This window comes from Amycolatopsis sp. BJA-103 (assembly GCF_002849735.1).
Lineage (GTDB): Bacteria > Actinomycetota > Actinomycetes > Mycobacteriales > Pseudonocardiaceae > Amycolatopsis.
In genome coordinates this window covers 2,611,515-2,635,596 of record NZ_CP017780.1, presented here as the reverse complement: position 1 = coordinate 2,635,596, position 24,082 = coordinate 2,611,515, and the positions used below count along the sequence as shown (strand labels likewise).

Below are 24,082 nucleotides of genomic sequence, written 5' to 3'. Positions count from 1 at the left end.
CCTCCTTCGAACGAGGCGAGCTGACCGAACGCCGGAGTCCACCTCAACGAGCTACCTACTTAGACTAGCCTTACCTACCCCTGGGCCAGTTGGCGGAGCCGGGGCAGGTTCACCCACTGACGAAAGAGAACGGAGGCGCCGGTGCCCGCAACGGCCACCACCAGCCGGAGCGTTCTGCGCCAGGCGATTTCCGGGCAGCGACGGCAAGTCACCGTCGCATCCGTGCTCGCCGCCTGCCATCAAGGCGGTGAAGCACTCGTCCCGGTGATCATCGGCGTGGTCATCGACCAGGCCGTCGCCGGCGGTTCGGCGGGCACGCTCGTGTTCTGGCTCGCCGTACTCGGCGTGGTCTTCGCGGGACTGTCCTATAGCTACCGGTTCGCCGCGCGCGCGGCCGAAGGCGCCTCGCTCCGGGCGGCGCACGACATCCGTCTCGCGATCAGCAGGCGCGTCCTGCATCCCGGTGGCGGCGCCGAAAGCGGCAAGCTGGCGGGCGAACTGGTCAACATCGGCACCAGCGACGCGCAACGGGTCGGGGTCGTGAACGCGGCGCTGCCGTTCGGGATCGCCGCGCTCGCCGGTGTCCTGGTCAGCGCCGTCGCCCTGCTGCGCATCTCGCTGCCGCTGGGCCTCCTGGTCCTTCTGGGCACACCTCCGTTGCTGTACCTCGCGCATCTGATCGGCAAGCCGCTGGAACGTCGCAGCGAAGCCGAACAGGAGCGGTCGGCGCACGCTTCGGGGGTCGCCACGGATCTGGTCTCCGGCCTGCGGGTCCTCAAAGGCATCGGGGCCGAACCGGCCGCCGTCGCCCGCTATCGCGAAACGAGCCAGAACTCGCTCCAGGCGACCTTGCGCGCCGCGCGGGCCAAGGCCTGGCACGACGGCGCGGTGCTCGCGCTGACCGGGATCTTCATCGCGATCGTCGCCCTGGTCGGCGGGAACCTCGCGTCGTCGGGGTCGATCAGCGTCGGCGACCTCGTCGCCGCTGTCGGGCTCGCCCAGTTCCTGCTCACCCCGTTCCTGATCTTCGGGTGGGTCAACGGCGAACTGGCCCAGGGCCGCGCCTCTGCGTCCCGGGTCGCCGACCTGCTGACCACGCCGACCGCGGTCGAGGCCGGTGACGGCGAACTCCCCTCGCCCCCCACCGGGAACGTCCGCTTCACCGAGGTCTCGTACGGCAGCCTCCGCGGTGTCGACCTCGAAATCCCCGCCGGTCAGCTGATCGGCGTCGTCGCCACCGACCCGGCCACCGCGACCGACCTGCTCGACTGCCTCGGCCGCGCGGGCGATCCCGCCGAGGGCAAGGTCCACGTCGACGGCGTCGACCTGTCCACTGTGGACCCCGAGCGCGTCCGGGAAGTCGTCCTGGTCGCCGCGCACGACGCGGACCTGTTCGAAGGAACGCTGGCGGAGAACGTCCACGCCGGTGGCTCCTCTTCCGACGAGGCCTTGGCCGCGTCGGCGGCGGACGAGGTCGCGGCGGCGTTGCCGGACGGCACCGCGACCGCGGTCACCGAACGCGGGCGCTCCCTTTCCGGCGGCCAGCGGCAGCGCGTCGCCCTTGCCCGCGCGCTCGCCGCGGACGCGCCGGTGCTCGTCGTCCACGACCCGACCACGGCGGTGGACACGGTGACCGAGGCGAAGATCGCCACCGGGCTCGCCCGGCTACGACAAGGACGGACCACGATCCTGGTGACCACGAGTCCCGCCCTCCTCGCCGTCACCGACCGCGTCGTCGTCCTCGACGGCGGCCGGGTCACGGGTGAGGGCGGCCACGCCGACCTCGCCCGCGATCGCGCCGACTACCGCGCGGCGGTGCTGTCATGACCCGCGAGCTCCTCCCCACCGCCGACGGCAAGCGGATCCGCGCCGTCCTCGGCGAACTGCTCCGCACCTCGAAGGGCCGTGCCGCCGGCGCGCTCACGATGCTCGTCGGCGCGACCGCGATCGGGCTGCTCACCGCCCGCCTGCTCGGCCAGATCGTCGATCTCGTCGTCGAGAAGCGTCCCGCGACCGAGCTGACCACCCCGGTGGTCGCGCTCGTCCTGGTCGCCGTCGCGCAGGCGATCGCGACGGCGGTGGGTGTCTCGCTGACCGCGAGGCTCGGCGAAACCCTGTTGGCGGAGCTGCGCGAGCGGTTCGTCGACAGGGCCTTGAGCCTGCCTCTCGAGCAGGTCGAACGCGCGGGCTCCGGCGACCTGACCGCGCGGGTCACCAACGACGTCATGGTGGTCGCGAGGGCGGTCCGCGACGCCTTGCCCGAGCTCGGCCGCTCGGCGCTCACCATCGTGCTGACGCTCGGCGCCCTCGCCGTCCTCGACTGGCGATTCCTCCTGGCCGCGCTGCTGGCGACGCCGATCCAGCTGCACACCGTGCGCTGGTACGTCCGCAACGCCGTCCCGTTGTACGCGAAGCAGCGGATCGCGACGGGATCGCAGCAGCAGCAACTGCTCGACACGATCGGCGGCGCGAAGACCGTCCGCGCGTTCCGGCTCGCCGACGCCCACGTGGAGCGGGTCCGGCAGCGATCCGAGGGCGCGATGGAGCTGATGCTGCGCGGCGTCCGGCTGATGACGACGTTCTTCGCCCGGCTGAACCTCGCCGAGTTCGTCGGCCTCTCGGCGGTGCTCGCGGCCGGTTTCCTGCTGGTGGGCGCCGACGCGGTGACCATCGGCGCGGCGACGGCGGCGGCGTTGTACTTCCACAGCCTGTTCGGGCCGATCAACACCGCGCTGGCGCTGGTGGACGACGCGCAGGCCGCCGCAGCGAGCCTCGCCCGGCTGATCGGCGTCGCCGACCTGCCTGCCCCGCGCGAGCCCGAACGGCCCGCGAAACCCCTTGACGCGTCGGTGAAGGCGGCCGGGGTCTCCCATTCCTATGTGGACGGACACCCGGTACTGCGCGACGTCGACCTGAGCCTCGCCCCCGGCGAGCGGGTCGCGCTGGTCGGCGCGAGCGGAGCCGGGAAGACGACGCTGGCCAAACTGATCGCCGGGATCCACACCCCGGGGTCGGGCACGGTCTCCGTCGGCGGGGTCCCGCTCGACGAACTCGGGCCGTCCGCCACCCGGCAGGCCGTCGCGCTGATCAGTCAGGAGGTGCACGTCTTCGCCGGTTCGCTGTCGGACGATCTCCGCCTGGCCAAGCCCGGCGCGTCGGACGCGGAACTGCTGGCGGCACTGGAAAAGGTCGGCGCGCGCGGATGGGCCGAGGCGTTGGGCGACGGTCTCGCGACCGTGGTCGGCGAAGGCGGGCATCAACTGACCGTCACCCAATCCCAGCAGCTGGCGCTGGCCAGGCTGGTCCTCGCGGACCCGCCGATCGCGATCCTCGACGAGGCCACCGCCGAAGCCGGAAGCGCGGGCGCGAAAACCCTCGAAGCCGCCGCGGCCGCCGCACTCGAAGGCCGGACCGGTCTCGTCGTCGCGCACCGGCTGACCCAAGCGGCGGCCTCGGACCGCGTCGTCGTGCTCGACGCGGGCGCGGTCGTCGAAAGCGGGACGCACGACGAGCTCGTGGCCTCCGGTGGTCAGTACGCAACGCTGTGGGCGGCCTGGTCGGACAACCGTTCACGGACGTGACCCGGGACGCAGCGTCGCCGGTTGCAATCGGCCGTTCGGCGTCTTAGGTTAGCCAAACCTGAATTTCGATTAATCCGGCATTTCGCCGGGTCGCCGATCAAGAAGGACGGACGATGGCCCGAATCTCCACCCTCTCCGCTGCGCGGGGGCGCCTGAAGACCGCCGGCGTGCTGGCGTCCACCCTGGTGCTGGCCGCCACGCTCACCGCATGCGGAGGTGGCGGAGAATCGGCCACCCCGGCCGCGCAGAACTCCGCGGGCGGCGCCGTCGACGCGAACGCGTTCCCGACCACGATCGAGCACAAGTACGGCAGCACCACCATCACCCAGGAGCCCAAACGCGTCGTCACGGTCGGCCTGACCGAGCAGGACGCGCTGCTCGCCCTCGGCGTGGTCCCGGTCGGGGTCACGGAGTGGCTCGGCAAGTTCCCCGGCACCATCGCCCCGTGGGCGACCGACAAGCTCGGCGGCGCCGCGCTGCCCGAGGTCCTCAAGGACGTCGATGGACCGCAGTACGAGAAGATCGCCGCGCTCAAGCCGGACCTGATCATCGCGCTGTACTCCGGGCTCACCAAGGAGCAGTACGACAAACTGGGCCAGATCGGCGTCCCGGTAGTCGCGCAGCCCAAGGAGTACAACGACTACGGCATCCCGTGGCAGGAGGCGACCAAGAAGGTCGGCCAGGCCGTCGGACGCTCGACCAAGGCGAACGAACTGGTCAAGGGCGTCGAGGACAAGTTCGCCCAGGTCCGTAAGGAGCACCCGGAGTTCGCGGGCAAGTCGGGCCTGATGGCCTCGACCTACGAGGGCTACTTCGTCTACGGCAGCCAGGACCCGCGCTCGCGCATCCTCGAATCACTCGGCTTCAAGCTGCCCGCCGACCTCGACGCCGCGATCGGCGACAAGTTCGGCAAGGCCATCAGCGCCGAGCGGACCGACCTGCTCGACCGCGACGCGCTCGTGTGGCTCATCGACACCCCGGCCAAGGCGCAGGAGATCTTCGGCAAGGACGCGCTCTACACCGGCCTGAAGGTGGCGAAGGAAAAGCGTGAGATCCTGATCGAGAACGAAGGCACCTACGGCAGCGCCGTCTCCTTCGTGACCGTGCTGAGCCTGCCTTACGTGGTCGACCGGATCGTCCCGCAGCTCGCCGCCGCTGTCGACGGCGATCCGAAGACCGAGGTCAAACCCGCTTCCTGAGCCGTTCGGGTAGGAACAGGGCCGCGAGCTTTCCGCTCGCGGCCCTGTTTCGTGCTGTGGGTCTTTGTCGAGCGCGCATTTAGTCCTCTAAATGCGGGGGTGGCTATTCTGGTTAGTGCCGAAGGGGTCTTAGGTACCTGCTGTTGTGGCTGGAGTTGGTCGCAGGTCCGTGAAGGCCTCCTTGCCTACCCTGAAGGTAGTGAAGGAGGCTTGGGTTCATGGGGTGGTTGCAATGCTCTGAGGTGGGTGGGTGTTGCGGGTGCTGGGTGTTGGGGAGTTGCCGCGTGAGGTGAAGGTCGGGTTCTGGGGGTTGGTGCGGGCTGGGTTGCCGGCGAAGCCGGCGGCCCAGGTGCTCGGGATCGGTCATACGACGTGTTCACGGTGGTTCCGTGAGGCTGGCGGGGTGATGAGCAACGCACCCCGCTTGTTGTCGGACCGGTTCCTGTCGCTGGCCGAACGCGAGGAGATCATGGTTCTGCGGGCGCGGGGTGAGTCCCAGGCGGAGATCGGCAGGATTCTCGGGCGGAGCGCTGGGACGATCTCTCGGGAGCTGGCCCGTAACACCGTGGCGGGTCGGGAGTATCGGGCCAGCGTGGCCCAGGCCGCGGCGGCGCGGCGAGCGAAGCGGCCGAAGGTCGCCAAACTCGCCGTCGACGGTCACCTGCGGGACCTGGTGCAGGACGGGTTGTTGCAGAAATGGTCTCCTCAGCAGGTCAGTAAAGTCTTGCGGGAGAACTACGCGGACCACCCGGAGTTACAGGTGTCGCACGAAACGATCTACCAAGCGCTCTACGTGCAATCCCGCGGCGCGCTGCGCCGTGAGCTCACCGCATGTCTGCGGACCGGGCGGGCGTTGCGTAAACCGCAGCGTCAGGCTCAGGTGCGCAGGGAACGGGCGCCGGGACGGATCCAGGGGATGGTCAACATCTCCGAGCGTCCCGCCGAGGTTGAGGACCGGGCGGTGCCGGGACACTGGGAAGGTGATCTGATCTGCGGGACCGGGCACGGTTCGGCGATCGGGACGCTGGTGGAGCGCACCACCCGGTTCGTGATGTTGCTGCACTTGCCCGACGGGCGTGACGCGGCGACGGTGGCCGAGGCGATGGCGGCGATGATCGCGACTCTGCCCGAGTCGATGATGGCGTCGCTGACGTGGGATCAGGGCAAGGAAATGGCTCACCACACCAGGATCACCGCGGAGACCGGGGTGCAGGTCTACTTCGCTGATCCGCACTCGCCCTGGCAGCGGGGGACCAACGAGAACACCAACGGGTTGCTGCGGCAGTACTTTCCCAAGAGAACCGACCTCTCGGTCTATTCCGCGGAGTACCTCGCCGCGGCCGCCGCACAGCTCAACGAACGACCGCGTAAGACACTCGGCTGGCTAACACCAGCCGAGTGCCTGCGGCGGCTACTCTTCCCAGACGAAACAACCAGCATTGCAACCACCAGTTGAATCCGCCAGGCCTTCACGGACTACGTGATCTCCCTCCACAGTCTCAGCGACACCCGCCAGCCCGGCAGTCACGGACGGCGGCGCGCAAAGGTCCCCTTCCCCCGAGTACATGAAGGCCCCCTTCCTGTACCTAGGCGCAAGGAAGGGGGCCTTCATGTACCGCAGAGGAGAGCCAGAGCGGCAGTGGCGTGGTGGGCCGAGTCTCGTGAGGGCCACGCCAGCCAGCCCGGGTGTCGCGAACTTGCGAACACTCGCACGCAAAATCCAGCAGGTACCTAGGGCACCCTTGGCTGGAACCCGAATCGCCACTCACGACCAGCCCGACAGAAGCGGGTCAGGACTCCATGGCCTTGACGAGCGAAGCGGGCCGCAGGTCGGTCCAGTTGGTCTCGACGTACTCGAGGCACTCCGGACGCGAGGCCGGGCCGAACTTCGTGGTCCAGCCCGCCGGGACCTCGACGAACTCGGGCCACAGGCTGTGCTGCCCCTCGTCGTTGACCAGCACCAGATACGTGCCGTCGGGGTTCTCGAACGGATTCGTCATGCCTTGTTCTCCTCGTGTGTATCCGGTGAATCAGCCCCGGCCGGGTCAGGCGGGCCCGATGCCGCTCACCGCGTACTCGGGCCGGGACGCGTCGGCGGTGCGCCGGTCCACAATGGACTCCAGGATCTCGCCGACCCGGACGGCGGTGTTGGACAGCAGCGACGACGTGATGCCGTGCGAGTGTTCGGTGCCGCCCTGCAGGTAGATCCCGCCGTCCAGCGGCGGTTCGGTGACGATCCGGTAGTCGCGTTCGATCCGGAGCCTGCCCTCGTCGTCACGCAGGCACGCGGAGGCGAGCTCGCCGAGCAACGGGGTCGGATCCGCCGGGCTGTACCCGGTGGCGTACACGACGAAATCGGCGTCCAGCCGGGTCCGTTCCCCGGTCTCCAGCGCCTCGATGGTGACCCGGACCTCGGATCCGGTGTCGGTGACTTCGGTGGGGCGGGAGACGTTGATCAGCTTCAGCCGCTCGATCCCCTGCACCTTCTCGCGGTAGACACGGCGGTACAGGTCGTCGATCAGGTCGATGTCCACGGCCGAATAGTTGGTCGCGCCGTGGTAGCGCATCAGGCGCTCCTTGACCGCTTCCGGCGCCGCGTAGAACCGCCCGACCGCCTCGGGGTCGAAGATCCGGTTGGCGAACGCGCTGTCGTCGGCCGGGCTGTAGCCGTAGCGCGCGAACACCGCGCACACCTCGGCCCGGGGGAAGCGGTCGTGCAGCAGCGCGCTGACCTCCGCCGCGCTCTGGCCGGCGCCGACGACGACGAACCGGCGCGGTTCTTCGGCGGCCATGCCTTCGAGGCGGTGCAGCATCTCGCTGTTGTGCCAGATCCGAGTGCCCGGCGTCACACCTTCGGGGAGGTTCGGCCGCAGCCCGGTGCCCATCACCAGGTTGCGGGCGCGCAGGTTCACCAGTTCACCGTCGGTGCGCGCGTGGACGTCGAAGAACACGATCTCGTCGCCGTCGAAGACCGGCGTGACCGAAAGCACTTCGGTGCCATAGGAAACCAGGTCGTCGACCTTCTCCGCCGCCCATTCGAAGTAGTCGTGGAACTCGATCCGCAACGGGAACAGGTTCTTGTGGTTGATGAAGTCGACCAGCCGGTCCTTGCTGTGCAGGTACGACAGGAAACTGAAGGAACTCGTCGGGTTCCGCATCGTCGCCAGGTCCTTGAGGAAGGAGACCTGCATGGTGGCGTTGTCGATCAACATCCCGCGGTGCCAGCCGAAACGCGCCTGACGCTCGAGGAAGTGAGCCGTGACGGTCTCCGCTCCCGGCGTGGCGTTGTGTTCGGTGACGGCGATGGCGAGCGCCAGGTTCGACGGCCCGAACCCGACTCCGACCACGTCGTAGACCGGAACCCGTTCGCCGACCACTGCTCGTGCCATCGTGAACCCCTTGCGCGGCTCAGCCGCATCTCGTTAGCTCGCTATGAAGACCAGGGAACCCTAACCTAAGTTAGGTGAGGCTCAACTAGTACTTTCAGTGGTGATGTTCATCCCTCGACCAGGAGGAGGCCGGTCCCATGCGGGTCGCCATGTTCGGATACCAGACCTGGGGACACCGCACCCTGCGGGCGTTGATCGACGCGGGCCACGATGTCGCCCTCGTCGTCACCCACCCGAAGAGTGACCACGCCTACGAGAAGATCTGGTCCGACTCCGTCGCGGATCTCGCCGAGGCCAACGGGATCCGCGCGCTGCTGCGACAGCGCCCCGACGACGCGGAACTGCTGGCGGAGCTGAAAGAAGCCGATCTCGACCTGATCGTGGCCAACAACTGGCGCACCTGGCTGCCGCCCGAGATCTTCGAGATGCCGCGCCACGGCACGCTGAACGTCCACGACTCGCTGCTGCCCGCCTACGCCGGCTTCTCGCCGCTGATCTGGGCGCTCATCAACGGCGAGCCGGAAGTGGGTCTCACGGCCCACATGATGGACGCGGACCTCGACGCGGGCGACATCGTGCTGCAGCGGTCCGTCCCGGTCGGACCGAAGGACACGACGACGGATCTCTTCCACCGGACGGTCGATCTCATCGCGCCGATCACCACCGACGCCATCGAGATCATCGCGAAGGGGGACTTCACGCCGGTCAAGCAGGACAGGTCGAAGGCCAGCTTCTTCCACAAGCGCGCCCTCGAAGACAGTCTCATCGACTGGTCCTGGCCCGCCGAGGAGATCGAGCGGCTGGTGCGCGCGCAGTCCGACCCCTATCCCAACGCCTTCACCCACCACCGCGGCAAGCAGCTGCGCGTCGTCCGTTCCTCGGTTTCCGTGGGCTGCTACGGCGGAACCCCCGGCCGGATCTTCATCCGCGAGGGTGAAGGTGTCGTGATCGTCGCAGGCCCCGAATCGCGCCGCGGCCGGTCGCACGGGCTCGTCATCGAACGGGTCCGGACCGAGGACGGCACCGAGCTGGCCGCCGACGAGTACTTCCGCACCATGGGCGGATATCTCACCAACCGGCCCTGACCTGCGGACTCATCGGTCCCGCGAAAAAAGTCATCGCGGGACCGATGAGTCCGGCCGGAGGGCGCCGTTACATCGGGTAAGAACACTCGATGGGAGGCGCCATGACCGAAACGATCGCCGCGGCGAAGGCAGGGGACGAATCCGCCTTCGCCGTGCTCACCGAACGGCACCGGCGGGAACTGCACGTCCACTGCTACCGGATGCTCGGCTCGTTCGACGAGGCGGAAGACGTCGTCCAGGACGCGCTGCTCAACGCCTGGCGCGGGCTGGACACGTTCGACGGCGGGAACTTCCGCGCGTGGCTGTACCGGATCGCGACCAACGCGTGCCTCGACGCGATCCGCAAGAGCGAGCGGCGGGTGCCGTCACTGCGCTCGTTCGCCGAGGTCCCCTGGATCCAGCCGTATCCGGACAGGCTGCTCGACGAGATCACCCCGCCCGAAGCCGGACCGGACGCGCTCGCCGTCGCCAGGGAGACCATCGAACTCGCCTTCCTCGCGGTCCTGCAGATGCTGCCGCCACAGCAGCGCGCGGTGCTGATCCTGCGCGACGTGCTCGGCTGGCAGGCCAGTGAAACCGCCACCCTGCTGGACCTCTCGGTGCCCGCCGCGAACAGCGCGCTGCAGCGCGGCCGGGCGACCCTGCGCGAACGCCTTCCGCAGCAGCGCGGCGACTGGTCCGCCTCGGCACCGTCCGAAGAGGAACGGGCGCTGGTCCGACGCCTCATCGAAGCCCACGACAGCGGCGATTTCTCTACGCTGAGCAGCCTGGTCCGCGACGACGTCCGCGTCACCATGCCGCCGGAGCCGAACTGCTACATCGGGCTCGAACACCTCGCCAGGCACGGCAGGATCGCCGAATCGATGGGCGAATGGCGCGCCGTCGCGGTCGACGCCAACCGGATGCCCGCGTTCGCCTCGTACCTGCGCCGCCCCGGCGACACCGAGTTCCGCGCCTTCAAACTCGACCTCGTCCGTGTCGTGGACGGCAAAGCGGCGGAGTTCACCACGTTCGACAGCCACCTGTTCCCGGCCTTCGGCCTGGACACGATCCTGAAGGGATGAAGCAATGCCGGAGAAGATGACCGACGAGCAGCGCCGCGCCTTTCTCGCCGAAGGCACCCGCACAGCCGTCTTCGCGACGGTCCGCCCGGACGGCAGACCGCACGCGGTCCCGGTCTGGTTCGCCCTGGACGGGGACGACATCCTGGTCAATCTGGGCGCGGACACCGTCAAAGGCAAGGCGCTCAAGGAGAATCCGCGCGTGTCGGTGGTCGCCGACGACCCGCTTCCGCCGTACTCGTTCGTGAGCGTCGAGGGTGTCGCGGAGATCGTTTCTGATCCCGACGGGGTGCGTCGCGGTTCGGAGCTGATCGCGCGGCGGTACCTCGGGGAGGCCGGACAGGACGCGATGGAGGGCTGGCTGGCCTACGCGACCTCACCGGGGAAGGTGCTCGTGCGGGTGCGGCCGGAGCATTTCGTGGCGATCGCGAAGGTCGGCGGCTGACAGCGTCCGATCCCGTCTCGTGAGTGGTAAGGACGGTTATTGAGGGGTAAGGCAAAGGTGCCTTCGCCGGTCCGATGCCGAGCGGCGTGCTTTCGGGACGCCCCGGAAAGGCTGGTGCGACCCTGAACCCAACGTGAGCGAGGGCGTGACTCGCGTGCTTGGAGCCGGATCTCGCGTGCTCAGACCCGGAACTCCGTGATCACCACCCGATCACGCGAGATCCGGCTCCAATCACACGTGATCCGTCTCTGATCACGGGTGATCGCCACCCGATCACACACGAACACCCATCCCTCTCCACACACAACACGAGCACGCCACGCTTGCCCTTCTCCTCGATAGAACCGTCCTTACCACTCACGAGACCCACCGCCCGATGTACCGCTAAGCGGAAGCCGCCTGGCCCCTGTCACCATTCGGCACCAAGATGGCCTCGTGGCCGAGATCGTTTTCGACGAGAGCACCCGTTCCTGGCTCATCCGCACCGCGGCGACGAGCTACGCGCTCAGGCTGACCGAGGACGACACGCCCTCCCACGTCTATTGGGGCCCGGCGCTCACCTCCGACCAGCTCGCCGACGTCCTCCCCCGGACCAAAGCGCGCTGGGACGCCTTCAACGATCCCAACGAGGGACTGGACGAACTCGCCGCCGACGGCGGGACCCGATACTGGACCCCCGCCCTCCAAGTCAGGTTCGCCGACGGCACCCGAGCCCTCGAATGGCGGTACCTCTCCCACGACATCGACGGCGGAGTGCTGCGCGTCCACTTCCGCGATCGCCACTATCCCCTGCGCATCACGCTCGGCTATCGCGTCCCGGCGGGCACCGACGTCATCGAGCGCTGGACCGAACTCACCCACGACGGCACGGAAGACCCGATCGAGGTCATCCGGGCCGACTCCGCGACCTGGGTCGTGCCGGTCCGGCCGGACTACCGGATCAGTCATGTCACCGGCCGTTGGGCCGCCGAGAGCCAATTGCTCCGGGAGGCGGTGCCCCACGGCGAGACCACGTTCGGCAGCAGGCGCGGGATCACCGGTCATCATGCCAATCCGTGGGTGATGCTCGACGACGGCGAAGCGACCGAGCGCCACGGCGAGGTCTACAGCGCCGCGCTCGCGTGGAGCGGTTCGTGGCGGATCACCACCACCCGCTCGTCCACCGGCCGCCTCACCGTGACCGGAGGCTTCGGCCAAGACGGCGTCGTCCCCCGGCTCTCCCCCGGCGACACGCTGACCACGCCTGTCTTCGCCGGGCTCTACGCCGAAGGCGGATTCGGCGCCACGAGCCGCGCCTGGCACGCGTACACGATCGGCCACATACTCCCGCACCCCGGCGAACTCCGGCCCGTGCTCTACAACTCTTGGGAGGCAACGGGTTTCGACGTCACCGAAGCAGGCCAGCGCGCACTGGCGGAACAGGCGGCCGCCCTCGGCGTCGAACTGTTCGTGATGGACGACGGCTGGTTCGGCGCGCGGGACAACGACCACGCCGGACTCGGCGACTGGCACGTCAACCGCGACAAATTCCCCGACGGCCTCGGGCCGCTCATCGGCGAGGTGCACCGGCTCGGCATGAAGTTCGGGCTCTGGGTCGAACCCGAGATGGTCAACCCGGACAGCGACCTCTACCGCACGCATCCGGACTGGGTCCTGCACTATCCACAAAGGACACGCTCGGAACTGCGGCAGCAGCTGGTCCTCAACTTCGCCCGTCCGGACGTGGCCGAGTGGGCGTTCGGCAGCCTCGACTCCCTGGTCGGCGAGCACGGGATCGACTTCCTGAAGTGGGACATGAACCGTCCGTTCAGCGAAGCGGGCTGGCCCGCCGACGACGACCCGGACCGGTTGTGGGTGGAGCACACCCGCGCGGTCTACCGGATCATGGACCGGCTGCGCGCCGGGCATCCCGGCCTGCGGATCGAGGCCTGCAGCGGCGGTGGCGGGCGGATCGACCTCGGGATCATGGCCAGGACGGACCAGGTCTGGACCTCCGACAACACCGACGCGCTCGACAGGCTCGTCATCCAGCACGGCTACGGCCAGGTGTACCCGGCACGCGCGATGGCGGCCTGGGTCACCGACGACCCCAACTTCGTCACCCACCGCTCGACCCCGCTGCGGTTCCGGTTCCACGTCGCGATGGCGGGAGTGCTCGGCATCGGCGGCGACATCGTCAGGTGGCCCGCGGACGACCTCGCCTACGCCCGCGAACAGATCGCGCTGTACAAGGAGATCCGGCCGGTCGTCCAGCACGGCAGGCTGTACCGGCTCGTTCCCCCGTCCACCGACGGGGTTTCCGCCTTGCAGTACGTCGCGGCCGACGGCGGGCGCGCGGTCGTGTTCGTGTTCCGGCAAGCGGCACATTTCCCCACTCCCGAACGACCGGTCCGGCTCGACGGTCTCGACCCCGCCGCCCGCTACCGCGACGAGGACACCGGGAAGGTGTGGCACGGCGCCGCGCTCCTGGCACACGGCCTGATGGCGGGCCTGCCGGAGGGCGATTTCGCCAGCGCGGTGATCCGGCTGAGCAAGCTCTGAGCACGCCGATAGATCAGATGTATCGCCCGTTTCGGGTGCCAGAAGGCGCTTCAAGCCGCTTGACATCGCCCTAGACATCCGATCGAATGCCGTCGCAGATGAGACGCCGTGCATCGCCGCGAGAAGGGTGACTGGGGCATGAAAAGGTCCTTCGCGTTGGGAGCGGCGCTACTCGTCGCCGCGAGCCTCACCGGCTGCGCGGTCGGCGGCGGGACGGGGACTTCCGGCGGCGAGATCTCCTTCCTGACGTTCGAAACACCGAACCTGCCGCCGTCCTACTGGGACGCCGCCATCAAACGCGTGACGGACCGGAATCCCGGTCTCACCGTGAAAAAGCTGGTCGCCCCGTCGACCGATCGCACCGGGTACGCCAAGCAACTGCTGCAGTCCGGGCAGTTCCCCGACGTCGCCATCGCCGTCGACTCGGCCGGTTTCGCCGAATCGGGCAACCTCTACGCGTGGACGCCCGAGGAGCTCAAGGACTTCCAGTTCCCGGCCGCCAACCCGATCAAGGGCGGGCACCACCAGTTGCCCGCCAACACTCAGACCATCCCGCCGATCTACTACAACAAGAAGCTCTTCGCCGACGCCGGGATCGCGTCGGCGCCGAAGACCTGGGGTGAACTCCTTGCCGCGTCCGAAAAACTGAAGGCGAAGGGCATCACGCCGTTCACCATCGGCGGCGGCAAGGAGGGGTTCCCGTCCGCGATGCTGCTGGACGGACTGGTCAGTGTCGAGGTCTACGGCAAGACCCCGGACTGGCTTTCCCAGCGGCGGGCCGACAAGGTCAAGTTCACCGACCCGGCCTTCCAGCAGGCGTTCGGCAAGTTCGCCGATCTGGTGGCCAAGGGCTACGTCGACAAGACGCAGGTCTCGCGGGACTACTCGGCGACCGAAACGGCCTTCCTCAACGGCGAAGGCGCGATGTACCCGATGGGCAACTGGTTCGCCGCCAGCGCCGACGCCAAGAAACCGTCGTTCGACATCGGCGTCTTCAACTTCCCCTCCGAGAACGGGAAACTCGTCGTGCCCGCCTACACCGGCGGCGGCATCGTCGTGAACGCCAAGTCCCCGAACCTCGACGCGGCGAGGAAGTTCGCGCTCGCATTCCAGCTCGACAAGGAGCAGATCGACGCCTCGGTCAAGGCCGACGGCCTGTTCCCCGCGATCAAGGGTTACACGCCACCGTCCGACGCGGGCCCGGTTTTCAAGGCGGGCTACGAGCTCTACCGGGAGGCCGTGGCGAAGAACGCTGTCGTGAACGCCTTCAGCTGGGAGACCGCGGACGACGGTCTCCTGCCGGGGATGAAGGACAAGGTCTACCAGGCCGCCCAGGACGTCATCACCGGCCGCAAGACGGTGGCCGACGTGTGCGCGTTCCTGGACGCCGAGTGGGCGAAGGCACGCTGACGCCACAATGCGGAGAAAACCGATCCTGCCGCGGGTGTGGCACTTCGCCTCGTTCGGCGCACCCGGCGTCCTCATCTATCTCTGCTTCGTCATGGCGCCGATCCTCATCAGCTTCGGCTACAGCCTGACGAACCACAACCCGTTCAACCCGCCTTCGGAGTTCGTGGGTTTCGAGAACTACAAGCTGCTGTTCCAGGACGAGCAATTCCTGACCGCGCTCTGGGTCACGACGATCCTGACCGTGATCGTGGTGGTCGTGCCGAACGTGCTCGGCCTCGGCGTCGCGTTGCTGCTCGACCGGAAAGGCTGGCTGTACAACGCTTTGCGGAGCGTGTTCTTCACACCCGTGATCCTCAGCTCGGTCGTGGTCAGCATCATCTGGACGAAACTGCTCGACGACCGGGGCCCGGTCAACGACTTCCTGCGCGCGATCGGTGTCGACCATCCGCCGGGCTGGTTGTCGGATCCGGATCTCGCGCTGTACTCGGTCGCGTCGATCGTGTGCTGGCAGATGCTGGGGTTCTGCGTGGTCGTGTACCTCGCGGGCCTGCAAGGCGTCCCGGCCGAACTGCTGGAGGCGGCGGAGATCGACGGCGCCGGGCCGGTCCGGCGGTTCCGCGCGGTGACCTGGCCGCTGCTCGCGCCGTCGTTGACGATCAACACGGTCGTCCTGCTGATCTCGGCGTTCAAGACTTACGACTACGTCAAGGTCGTCACCAACGGCGGGCCGGGCTCGGGGACCACAGCCACCATCGCGTTCAACGTCCTCGCCACCGGCCTCGACGCGAACCACGTCGGCTACGCGTCCGCGATGGCCGTGGTGATGCTGGTGATCGTGGCGACGCTGACCACGATCGTGCTGCGATTCCTGAGGCTGCGGGAGGTCGACCTGTGACCACAGTGGACGGTTCACGGCGTTCCTGGCTGCGGCCGACCGTGGCGATACTGGTGAGCGCGATCTTCTTCGTGCCGCTGTACTACGTGCTCGTCAACGTCTTCAAACCCGGCGATCGGATCGCCCAGGAGCCGGCGTCGGTCCCGCTGCCACCGACGCTGACCAACATCCACGCCGTGCTCACCCGGCCCGACGGCCTGTTCTGGGTGAGCCTGGCGAACAGCATGCTCGTCACGCTGCTCTCGATCATCGTGCTGACGGTGCTTTCGGCCATGCTCGGGCACTACCTCGCGCGCTCTGCCAAGCGATGGACCAAGGTGCTCGCGCTGATCCTGCTGGCGGGTTTGATGATCCCGCCGCAGGTGATCCTGATCCCGGTCACCGAAGTGCTCCGGCTGACCGGGATGATGGCGACGCTGCAAGGCCTGGTGCTGTTCAACGTCGGGTACTACGTGCCGTTCGGGGTCTTCGTGTTCACCGGGTTCATCCGCGGGGTGCCGGTCGAACTCGAGGAGGCCGCCCTGCTCGACGGTGCGAACCGGATGCAGGTGTTCTGGCGGATCGTGTTCCCGCTGCTGCGCCCGGCCACGGCGAGCGTCCTGATCTTCCTCGGGGTGTGGATCTGGAACGACTTCATCGACCCGCTGATCATCCTCGGCCCCAGCCAGGGGACCACGGTCACCACCGGGATCTACCGCTCGATCGGCCAGTACCAAGCCGATCTCGGCAGTGTGTTCGCGCTGATGTTCCTGGCGACCCTGCCGGTGCTGATCTTCTACCTGGCGTTGCAGAAGCAGTTCGTGAAGGGACTCACCGGCGGCGCGACCAAGGGCTGACCGAGGTAGACCGCGTTTAGTCCTCCGGTTGCGGTAGTACGTGATGCCGACTACCGCAACCAGTCCTCTAGATGCTCAGAGTTCGGTGACCTTCCCGTCGGCCACTTCCAGCCGCCGCGTCGTCGCGACCGCGTCCAGCATCCGCCGGTCGTGTGTCACCAGCAGCAGTGTCCCCGGGTACTCCGCCAGCGCCGACTCCAACTGCTCGATCGCGGGCAGGTCGAGGTGGTTGGTCGGCTCGTCGAGCACCAGCAGGTTGACGCCGCGCGCCTGCAGCAGCGCCAGCGCCGACCGGGTCCGCTCCCCCGGCGACAGCGTGGCCGCCGGCCGCAGGACGTGCGCGGCCTTCAAGCCGAACTTCGCCAGCAGAGTCCGCACGTCCGCGTCGGCGAGCTCCGGGACCTCGCGGGCGAAGGCCTCGACGAGCGGCAGGTCACCGAGGAACAGCTTCCGCGCCTGGTCGACCTCGCCGACCACGACACCGGAGCCGAGCGACGCGGCGCCCTCGTCGACCGCGATCCGGCCGAGCAGGGCGGCGAGCAGGGTCGACTTCCCGGCGCCGTTGGCCCCGGTGATCGCGACCTTGTCCGCCCAGTCGATCTGCAGGTCCACCGGACCGAGGGTGAACCCGTCCCGCCGCACCGTCGCACCGCGCAGGGTCGCCACGACCGCACCCGCCCTGGGCGCCGCGGCGATCTCCATCCGCAGTTCCCATTCCTTGCGCGGTTCCTCGACGACGTCCAGGCGTTCGATCATGCGGTCCGTCTGGCGGGCCTTCGACGCCTGCTTCTCCGTCGCCTCGCTCCGGAACTTGCGGCCGACCTTGTCGTTGTCGGTGGCCTTGCGCCGGGCGTTCTTGACGCCCTTCTCCATCCACGAACGCTGCATCGCGCCACGGGCCTCGAGCGAGGACCTGGTGTTCGCGTACTCGTCGTACTCCTCGCGCGCGTGCCGCCGCGCGACGGCGCGTTCCTCCAAATAGGACTCGTAACCGCCGCCGTAGGTCCGCACCTGTTGCTGGGCGAAGTCGAGTTCGACGACGCGGTCCACCGTGCGCGCGAGGAATTCCCGGTCGTGGCTGACCAGCACGGTCCCGGCGCGCAGCCCGGTGACGAACCGCTCGAGCCGCTCCAGCCCGTCGAGGTCGAGGTCGTTCGTCGGCTCGTCGAGCAGGAAGATGTCGTAGCGGCTCAGCAGCAGCGAGGCCATCCCCGCCCGCGCCGCCTGCCCACCGGACAGTGACAACATCGGCTGGTCGAGGTTGACCGTGAGCCCGAGGTCCGCGACGACCTCGGCCGCCCGGTCGTCCAGGTCGGCCCCGCCGAGCGCGAGCCAGCGATCGAGGGCGATCCCGTAGGCGTCGTCCGATCCGGGTTCGCCCGCGGTCAGCGCCTCGGTGGCGGCGTCGAGCGCGGCTTGCGCGGCGGTGACACCGGTGCGGCGCGAGAGGAACGCGCGAACGGATTCCCCTTCACGGCGTTCCGGCTCCTGTGGGAGGTGACCGACGGTGGCCGTCGGCGGGTTCAGCCGGACGCTTCCCTCTTCCGGCGGTACGAGGCCGCCGAGAGTCTTCAGCAGGGTCGACTTGCCCGCGCCGTTCACACCGACGAGACCGATCACTTCGCCCGGGGCGACGACCAGGTCGAGACCGGAGAACAGAACACGGTCGCCGTGGCCGGCGGCGAGATCCTTGGCAACGAGTGTGGCGCTCATGAGATCAGTAAGTCTACGGGGACCGATTGAACGACTCGTGGTCCCTCGGAAGAGTGGCAAGTATCCAAGCGATCACGGAACGTGGGTAACCTGGTTGTTCTTCTGGACCCGAACGAATCCCCGAGTATTGAGGTCGGTGACAGCAAATGGCGGACTCCGCCACCCCGGTCCCCGTCGTCCACCAGCAGAAAGGCGGTGCCCGAAGGCCGACGATGAGCAGGCGGCGGGAAGTCAGTCATGCCAGCGCGCGGTCGCTGCTGATGACGATCCTCGGCGAGTACGTCCTGCCGCGTGACCAGGCGATCTGGACGTCCACACTGGTCGAAGCGCTGCGCGTGCTCGACATCGAAGAGAAGTCCGCGCGGCAGGCGCTGGCCCGATCCTCCGCCGAGGGCTGGGTCGTCTCCGAACGTGTCGGCCGAAGAGTGCGCTGGTCTCTCACCCCACCAGGCAGACGCCTCATGACCGAGGGCGCGGAACGGATCTACGCCTTCGGCAACGAAGAAAAGGCCTGGGACGGCCGCTGGCTGATGTTGATCGTCTCGGTCCCCGAAGCGAAGCGGGATCTCCGGCACCGGCTCCGCACCCGCCTGACGTGGGCCGGGTTCGGTTCGCCGGTGGCGGGCGTCTGGGTCAGCCCGGATCTGAGCCGCCAGCGGGAGGCCCAGCAGATCGTGCAGGAACTCGGCCTCGACGCGCAGGCGATGTCGTTCACCGCCGCGTACGGCGACGTCGGCGATCAAGAGACGATGGTCGCGCGGTCCTGGGATCTCAGCGACCTCAAAGACCGTTACGAGGACTTCATCGACCGCTTCACCGGCACCCACCCCTCCGGTGAACACGGCATCCTGCGCGCGCAGACCGAACTCGTCCACGAATGGCGCAGCTTCCCGTTCCTCGATCCCCGTCTTCCGCTAAAACTGCTCCCCGACGGTTGGAGCGGCGTGCGCGCGGCGGACCTTTTCCACCGGCAGCACGTCGAATGGCGACCAGAAGCACAGGCCCAATGGGACGAACTCGCGGACGCCTCCGGCTAGGGTCACGGAAAACGATCTAGCGGAGGGACCCCGTTTTGGCCACCTCGATCCGCCTCGACCGCGAGGACGACGTCGCCGTCCTGACCATCGCTTCGCCGCCGCTGAACCTCTACACCGCGGTACTCCAGCAGGAACTGGGCGAGGCGATCGGCGATCTGGAGGCCACCCCGCCGCGGGCGGCGATCATCCGGGCCGAGGGCAAGATCGTCAGCGGCGGAGTCGATGTCTCCCTGTTCGACGCCCAGTCCTCCGCGGCCGAGGCGAAGGTGCTCTTCGACGAGATGCTGGCGATCCCCGACCGGATCGCCGCACTCCCGTTCCCCACCGTGTTCGCCGCCCACGGCCTGTGCCTGACCTGGGCCTTCGAGGTCGCGGTCGCCTGCGACATCATCCTCGCGACCGAGAAGGCCAAGTTCGGGCTCGTCGAACGGGTCGTCGGCCTGACGCCGACCATGGGCGGAACCCAGCGGCTCGCCGCCCGCGCCGGTGTCGGCCGCGCGAAAGAGTTCGTGATGACCGGCGCGACCTACGACGCCACGACCCTCGAACGCTGGAACGTGGTGAACCGCGTGCTCCCGGCGGACGGTTTCGACGAGGCCGTCCGCGCTTTCACGAACGACCTCGCGCAGGGGCCGACCAGGGCGCACGCGGCCACCAAGAAGGTCCTCGAACACTACGAGCACGGCGGCGTCGCCGAGGCGAACGAGCACATCACGACGATCGCCGCCGGGCTCTTCGACACCGAGGACCTGCGCGGCGCGGTGAAGTCGTTCCTCGCCGACGGTCCCGGCAAGGCGACCTTCACCGGCCGCTGATCCGCTACGGCCGCTGACCGACCGCGTCCACCACGCCGGACGCGGTCGCGGCGGTCGAATTCGTGCCCAGGTACTGGAAAGTGTCCGCGGCGAAGACGATCACGACCGGTTTCGCCACCTTGGGGTCGTCATGCGGCCCGAGCGGCCAGGTGATGCCGACACCGGGCCTGCCCGCCGCGTCCTTGGTGTGGTCGACGGCGCGCAGGCCTGACACCTTGGCTGCCGCGCCGTACAGGGCCGCCCGGACCGCGGGCGGAAGGTGGTTTTCGTTCGCCAGCGCGAGGACGTCCTTGCCCATCGCGTTGTAGTCGCCCTTCTCACCGCTGTGGTCGGCGTTGAGGTAGGCGAACATCGCGTCCGCGTCGGTGGGGAGATCCACCCGGTAGCCGGGCCGTGGCGTGCACGGCTCCGTGACACCCTTGAGCGGCTCCTTGCCCTTGTACGCCTGCGCCTGCCCGTTCCGGCAGCCCGGAAGCGGGAAGGAACTTCCGTCCGCCCTCTTGATCATCCCGTCGCGGGTACCGTCCGCCGAAATCCACGATTCCCGCTCACCGTCGGGCTGCTTGGTCTTCGTGTAGATGAACTGGTCCGGTTTCGGCGGTGTGTCCGGTGTCTTCAGCGCGGCCGCGGCGGCACTGCGCAGCACGGCCTCGGGGTCCGCCGTGGCCGCGGGCGGTTCCAGGCCGGCCGGGGTGAGCGCCACGACGGCGGTGATGGCCGCGGCCAGACCTGACGCTCCCACTCCGGTCCAGACCCAGCGCCGCCGTTTCTTCAGCGGCACCACGTTTTCCGTCTGGACGGCGCCGATCTCGGCCATCAATCGCGCGCGGGCCGGGCCGAGTACGCCGGATTCCGCGAGGGGCACCGAGTCCGTCCGCTCGGCGATCAGCTTCAGCTCATCCATGGTTGGCGATCTCCTTCGAAGTCGTGATGTCCGGGTGTCCCAGTGCTTCCCGGACCTTCCGGCGCGCGCGATTCAGCCGCGAGCGGACGGTGCCGAGCGGGATGTCCAGTGCGGCGGCCACTTCCTCGTAACTCAGGCCTTCCCCCGCGAACAGCGTGAGCGTGTCCCGGTCGCCGTCCGCGAGTTCCGCCAGCGCGGAGTCCAGCAGTTTCCCCATCGCCTCGGCCGTCACCTGATCCGCGACACGCTCGGCGTGCCCTTCCTCGTCGGGCGGCGGGCCGAGAGCCTCCCGGAGCTTCAGCTCCCTGACCTCGTCACGACGCCGCTGCGCCACGAGGTTGGTCGCGATCCCGTAGAGCCAAGGCCGGGCCTCGCGGCGCTCGGTGTCGTACCCCTCGCGTTTGCGGAACGCCACCAGGAACGTCTCCCCCAGCGCGTCCTCCGCGGCGGCCGGGCCGACGCGTCTGACCAGGTAGCGGTGGATGTGCGCGGCATGCCGGTCGAAGATCGCGGAGAACCACTCAGGCGCGGTCACCGACCTCGCGATCAGTTCCGCGTCGTCCCAGTCCCCCGGATCCGCCCCAGATGAACTCATGAACCGCCCTTCGCCGTCCGTCAGTGTCACTTGTTGTCCGCATCCGGGGCCGAACAGGTTCACGACCGACGAATCGGTCTAGACCTTTTATGCGAGCCGCGCTACATTCAAGTGTGGTCTAGACCACACGCGCCAGTTTCAGCACAGGTCAGTCTCGCCGCCTCTTTTGGAGAGAACCGCCATGAGACGCACCAGAAAACGACTACTCAGCGCACTCACCGTGACACTCCTCGCAGCCGGGCTCCTCGTGGCCGCGGGTACTCCGGCGATGGCGGCGGGCCGCCTCCGCGCCGCCTTCACCCTGACCGGGACCACCGGTGAGTACACCGTCACGAACCCCAGCAGCGAAACCGTCGCCGACTGGTCCATCACCTTCACCGTTCCCGCCGGCGTGACCGCCACCAGCGGTTCCAACGCCACGGTTTCCCAATCGGGCAATCAGGTCACCCTCGTCCCGGCGTACTACATCAAATCCCTCGCGCCGGGCCGTTCGACCTACCCGTACAGCCCGTCGTTCCGGCTCAGCACGGCGGTCAACCCGACCACGTGCCGGATCGACGACGCCAACTGTGACGGTTCGGGCGACGCCCCGCCGTCGACCCCGGCCAACCTGCGCCTCGTGGCCAAGACGACCACGACCGCCGCGCTGGCCTGGAACGCGGCGGCACCGGGTTCGCTGCCCGTCACCGGCTACGACGTCTACCAGGGCACCACGCTGGCGGCGTCGGTCACCGGCACCGAAGCACGGATCACCGGGTTGACGCCGAACACGGCCTACAGCTTCACCGTCGTCGCCAAGGACCGGAAGGACGCCAAGTCCCCGCCCACCCCGGCGCTCGCGGTGACCACCAACAACCCGGGCGACGACACCCAGGCACCGACGGCGCCGTCGAACCTCCGCTCGACCGCGGTCACGTCGAGCTCGGTCTCCCTGGCGTGGAACGCGTCCACCGACAACACCGGCGTCGTCTCCTACGACGTCTACCGCGGCGCGGACCTCGTCACCACGGTGGCCGGGACGACCGCGACGGTGAGCGGGCTTTCACCGTCCACTTCGTACTCTTTCACGGTCAAAGCCCGTGACGGGTACGACAACGTCTCCGCGGCGAGCGCCGCCGTCAGCGCTCGCACCGGCGACATCGTGAACGGGTACGCCCGGGTCGGCTACTTCGTCCAGTGGGGTATCTACGGCCGCCAGTTCTTCGTCAAGAACCTGGTGACCAACGGATCCGCGAGCAAGCTGACGCATCTGCTGTACGCGTTCGGCAACATCGACCCGGTCAACCACACCTGCCTTTCGGGTGTCACCAAGGGAACGACGTCCAATCCCCAGGACCCGAACCAGGGTGATGGCGCGGGCGACGCGGAAGCCGACTACTCACGGCCGATGTCCGCCGCCCAGTCCGTCGACGGCGTCGGCGACACCGGCTGGGAAACGTTGCGCGGCAACTTCAACCAGCTCAAGAAGCTCAAGGTCAAGAACCCGAATCTGAAGATTCTCATCTCCTTGGGCGGCTGGACCTACTCGAAGTACTTCTCCGACGTCGCGGCCACCGCCGCGTCGCGGCAGAAGTTCGTCGCGTCGTGCATCGACACCTACCTGAAGGGGAACATCAAGGCGTACGGCGGGGCCGGCGGGCCGGGAACGGCCGCGGGCATCTTCGACGGCATCGACATCGACTGGGAGTGGCCGGGCAGTCCGGACGGGCATCCCGGAAACCACTGGAGCGCCAACGACAAGACGAATCTGACGGCCCTGCTGGCCGAGTTCCGCACGCAGATGGACGCCTACGGCGCCACCACCGGCAAGCGGTACGAACTGCAGGCGTTCACCCCCGCCGACCCGGCGAAGGTGAGCGGTGGCTGGGAGATCCCGAAGATCTTCGACTACCTCGACGTCGCCAACGTGCAGGGCTACGACTTCCACGGCTCGGGCAGCGACAACTCGTGGGAGCCGAACCGCACCGGCCATCAGGGGAACCTCTACGCCGACGCGGACGACCCGTACAACTTCAAGTTCAGTGTGGAGTCGGCGATCAACGCCTACACCAACGCCGGGGCCAATCCACGGAAACTGACCCTCGGGCTCGCCTTCTACGGGCGAGGATGGCAAGGGGTCGCGGACGGCGGAAAGAAGGGCGAATGGCAGAGCGCGACCGGAGCCGCGCCGGGCCAGTTCCCCGAGGAAGCAGGTACTCGTGGCTACGCGAATCTCTTGGCCAGTGTCCCGAACTGCACTGTCCAGCACGACACCGCGGCCGTGGCCACGGCGTGCTATACGGGCAACGGCGGGCAATGGTGGACCTTCGACGACGCCTGGTCCATCCAGCAGAAGGTCGCCTGGCTCAAGACCAGAGGACTGCTCGGAGTCATGGCATGGGAGATGTCGGGTGACACCGGATCCCTCATGACCACAGTGGACAACTCGCTGAAGTAAAGGTTCCCGGGGTGCCGGTGTTTCGTCACCGGCACCCCGGGCTCCTTGGTCGCGGACCAGCCGCCGGCCGAGCGCGACCAAAGTCCCTTGCTCGCGGCATACACGGGCCTCCCGGGCAACCCGATCAGGGCCACCGCGG

Annotated in this window: 19 protein-coding genes; 14 read left to right on the top strand and 5 right to left on the bottom strand. The window is 68.3% G+C overall.

Annotated elements, in window-relative coordinates:
• The first annotated feature begins 141 nt into the window (after positions 1-141).
• The 4 genes from BKN51_RS11070 to BKN51_RS11055 all read left to right on the top strand — a co-directional run bounded on the left by BKN51_RS11070 (position 142) and on the right by BKN51_RS11055 (position 6,236).
• Positions 142-1,827: an ABC transporter ATP-binding protein gene (locus BKN51_RS11070; RefSeq protein ID WP_101607554.1), complete on the top strand. Its 1,686-nt coding sequence runs from the start codon at positions 142-144 to the stop codon at positions 1,825-1,827.
• A complete protein-coding gene (locus tag BKN51_RS11065) occupies positions 1,824-3,581 on the top strand; it encodes an ABC transporter ATP-binding protein (RefSeq protein WP_101607553.1) in 1,758 nt (585 codons plus the stop codon). The genes BKN51_RS11070 and BKN51_RS11065 overlap by 4 nt, the downstream gene beginning before the upstream one ends.
• Before the next feature lie 113 nt (positions 3,582-3,694).
• Positions 3,695-4,780, top strand: a complete 1,086-nt coding sequence (locus tag BKN51_RS11060; protein WP_101607552.1) for an iron-siderophore ABC transporter substrate-binding protein — start codon at positions 3,695-3,697, stop codon at positions 4,778-4,780.
• Positions 4,781-5,039: 259 nt separating this feature from the next.
• Positions 5,040-6,236: an IS30 family transposase gene (locus BKN51_RS11055; RefSeq protein ID WP_442857690.1), complete on the top strand. Its 1,197-nt coding sequence runs from the start codon at positions 5,040-5,042 to the stop codon at positions 6,234-6,236.
• Positions 6,237-6,570: 334 nt separating this feature from the next.
• On the opposite strand, the gene BKN51_RS11050 is transcribed toward BKN51_RS11055, so the two are convergent.
• Entirely contained in the window at positions 6,571-6,780 is a 210-nt protein-coding gene (locus tag BKN51_RS11050) for an MbtH family protein (RefSeq protein ID WP_007029404.1), read from the bottom strand.
• Between the two features lie 45 nt (positions 6,781-6,825).
• Positions 6,826-8,169, bottom strand: a complete 1,344-nt coding sequence (locus BKN51_RS11045; protein WP_101607551.1) for a lysine N(6)-hydroxylase/L-ornithine N(5)-oxygenase family protein — start codon at positions 8,167-8,169, stop codon at positions 6,826-6,828.
• A gap of 137 nt (positions 8,170-8,306) precedes the next feature.
• Between BKN51_RS11045 and BKN51_RS11040 the strand changes: the two genes are divergently transcribed.
• The 7 genes from BKN51_RS11040 (at position 8,307) to BKN51_RS11010 (ending at position 16,442) form a co-directional block, all read left to right on the top strand.
• On the top strand, positions 8,307-9,254 hold the full coding sequence (locus BKN51_RS11040) for a methionyl-tRNA formyltransferase (protein WP_101607550.1): 948 nt from the start codon (positions 8,307-8,309) through the stop codon (positions 9,252-9,254).
• 101 nt (positions 9,255-9,355) lie between these two features.
• Entirely contained in the window at positions 9,356-10,318 is a 963-nt protein-coding gene (locus BKN51_RS11035; protein ID WP_101613172.1) for an RNA polymerase subunit sigma-70, read from the top strand.
• A 4-nt stretch (positions 10,319-10,322) separates the two neighbouring features.
• Complete coding sequence (locus tag BKN51_RS11030) at positions 10,323-10,760, top strand: PPOX class F420-dependent oxidoreductase (protein WP_101607549.1); 438 nt, start codon at positions 10,323-10,325, stop codon at positions 10,758-10,760.
• A 435-nt stretch (positions 10,761-11,195) separates the two neighbouring features.
• On the top strand, positions 11,196-13,301 hold the full coding sequence (locus tag BKN51_RS11025; RefSeq protein WP_101607548.1) for an alpha-galactosidase: 2,106 nt from the start codon (positions 11,196-11,198) through the stop codon (positions 13,299-13,301).
• Positions 13,302-13,439: 138 nt separating this feature from the next.
• On the top strand, positions 13,440-14,711 hold the full coding sequence (locus tag BKN51_RS11020; protein ID WP_101613171.1) for an extracellular solute-binding protein: 1,272 nt from the start codon (positions 13,440-13,442) through the stop codon (positions 14,709-14,711).
• Between the two features lie 7 nt (positions 14,712-14,718).
• Positions 14,719-15,606: a carbohydrate ABC transporter permease gene (locus BKN51_RS11015; RefSeq protein WP_233224166.1), complete on the top strand. Its 888-nt coding sequence runs from the start codon at positions 14,719-14,721 to the stop codon at positions 15,604-15,606.
• The gene (locus BKN51_RS11010) at positions 15,603-16,442 is read left to right on the top strand and encodes a carbohydrate ABC transporter permease (RefSeq protein WP_101607547.1); all 840 of its coding nucleotides are present in this window, start codon (positions 15,603-15,605) and stop codon (positions 16,440-16,442) included. The genes BKN51_RS11015 and BKN51_RS11010 overlap by 4 nt, the downstream gene beginning before the upstream one ends.
• A gap of 75 nt (positions 16,443-16,517) precedes the next feature.
• Here BKN51_RS11010 and BKN51_RS11005 read toward each other — a convergent pair whose 3' ends face one another.
• Positions 16,518-18,155: an ABC-F family ATP-binding cassette domain-containing protein gene (locus BKN51_RS11005; RefSeq protein WP_101607546.1), complete on the bottom strand. Its 1,638-nt coding sequence runs from the start codon at positions 18,153-18,155 to the stop codon at positions 16,518-16,520.
• 146 nt (positions 18,156-18,301) lie between these two features.
• Here BKN51_RS11005 and BKN51_RS11000 point away from each other — a divergent pair, with 146 nt between their 5' ends.
• Together BKN51_RS11000 and BKN51_RS10995 are read left to right on the top strand one after the other, a co-directional pair.
• On the top strand, positions 18,302-19,192 hold the full coding sequence (locus BKN51_RS11000) for a PaaX family transcriptional regulator (protein WP_174720409.1): 891 nt from the start codon (positions 18,302-18,304) through the stop codon (positions 19,190-19,192).
• A 35-nt stretch (positions 19,193-19,227) separates the two neighbouring features.
• Complete coding sequence (locus BKN51_RS10995) at positions 19,228-20,007, top strand: enoyl-CoA hydratase/isomerase family protein (RefSeq protein WP_101607545.1); 780 nt, start codon at positions 19,228-19,230, stop codon at positions 20,005-20,007.
• 4 nt (positions 20,008-20,011) lie between these two features.
• Here the strand turns inward: BKN51_RS10995 and BKN51_RS10990 are convergent, their stop codons facing one another.
• Both BKN51_RS10990 and BKN51_RS10985 read right to left on the bottom strand, forming a co-directional pair.
• Positions 20,012-20,911 (bottom strand): CU044_5270 family protein, encoded by a 900-nt coding sequence (locus BKN51_RS10990; protein WP_101607544.1) that lies wholly within the window; start codon positions 20,909-20,911, stop codon positions 20,012-20,014.
• On the bottom strand, positions 20,904-21,506 hold the full coding sequence (locus tag BKN51_RS10985; protein ID WP_168214309.1) for an RNA polymerase sigma factor: 603 nt from the start codon (positions 21,504-21,506) through the stop codon (positions 20,904-20,906). Before BKN51_RS10985 ends, BKN51_RS10990 begins: the two co-directional genes overlap by 8 nt.
• A gap of 268 nt (positions 21,507-21,774) precedes the next feature.
• On the opposite strand from BKN51_RS10985, the gene BKN51_RS10980 reads away from it, so the two are divergent.
• Positions 21,775-23,943, top strand: coding sequence for a glycosyl hydrolase family 18 protein (locus BKN51_RS10980; protein WP_101613168.1), 2,169 nt, complete (start codon positions 21,775-21,777; stop codon positions 23,941-23,943).
• The last annotated feature ends 139 nt before the right edge of the window (positions 23,944-24,082 follow it).

Excerpts from the sequence above, each read along its gene's own strand:
- BKN51_RS10980 (WP_101613168.1), top strand. The coding sequence starts at position 21,775 with ATGGCGGCGGGCCGCCTCCGCGCCGCCTTCACCCTGACCGGGACCACC.
- BKN51_RS11000 (WP_174720409.1), top strand. The coding sequence starts at position 18,302 with ATGGCGGACTCCGCCACCCCGGTCCCCGTCGTCCACCAGCAGAAAGGC.
- BKN51_RS11015 (WP_233224166.1), top strand. The coding sequence starts at position 14,719 with ATGCGGAGAAAACCGATCCTGCCGCGGGTGTGGCACTTCGCCTCGTTC.
- BKN51_RS10985 (WP_168214309.1), bottom strand. The coding sequence starts at position 21,506 with ATGAGTTCATCTGGGGCGGATCCGGGGGACTGGGACGACGCGGAACTG.
- BKN51_RS11060 (WP_101607552.1), top strand. The coding sequence starts at position 3,695 with ATGGCCCGAATCTCCACCCTCTCCGCTGCGCGGGGGCGCCTGAAGACC.
- BKN51_RS10990 (WP_101607544.1), bottom strand. The coding sequence starts at position 20,911 with ATGGATGAGCTGAAGCTGATCGCCGAGCGGACGGACTCGGTGCCCCTC.
- BKN51_RS11030 (WP_101607549.1), top strand. The coding sequence starts at position 10,323 with ATGCCGGAGAAGATGACCGACGAGCAGCGCCGCGCCTTTCTCGCCGAA.
- BKN51_RS11050 (WP_007029404.1), bottom strand. The coding sequence starts at position 6,780 with ATGACGAATCCGTTCGAGAACCCCGACGGCACGTATCTGGTGCTGGTC.
- BKN51_RS11065 (WP_101607553.1), top strand. The coding sequence starts at position 1,824 with ATGACCCGCGAGCTCCTCCCCACCGCCGACGGCAAGCGGATCCGCGCC.
- BKN51_RS11005 (WP_101607546.1), bottom strand. The coding sequence starts at position 18,155 with ATGAGCGCCACACTCGTTGCCAAGGATCTCGCCGCCGGCCACGGCGAC.
- BKN51_RS11035 (WP_101613172.1), top strand. The coding sequence starts at position 9,356 with ATGACCGAAACGATCGCCGCGGCGAAGGCAGGGGACGAATCCGCCTTC.
- BKN51_RS11020 (WP_101613171.1), top strand. The coding sequence starts at position 13,440 with ATGAAAAGGTCCTTCGCGTTGGGAGCGGCGCTACTCGTCGCCGCGAGC.
- BKN51_RS11045 (WP_101607551.1), bottom strand. The coding sequence starts at position 8,169 with ATGGCACGAGCAGTGGTCGGCGAACGGGTTCCGGTCTACGACGTGGTC.
- BKN51_RS11040 (WP_101607550.1), top strand. The coding sequence starts at position 8,307 with ATGCGGGTCGCCATGTTCGGATACCAGACCTGGGGACACCGCACCCTG.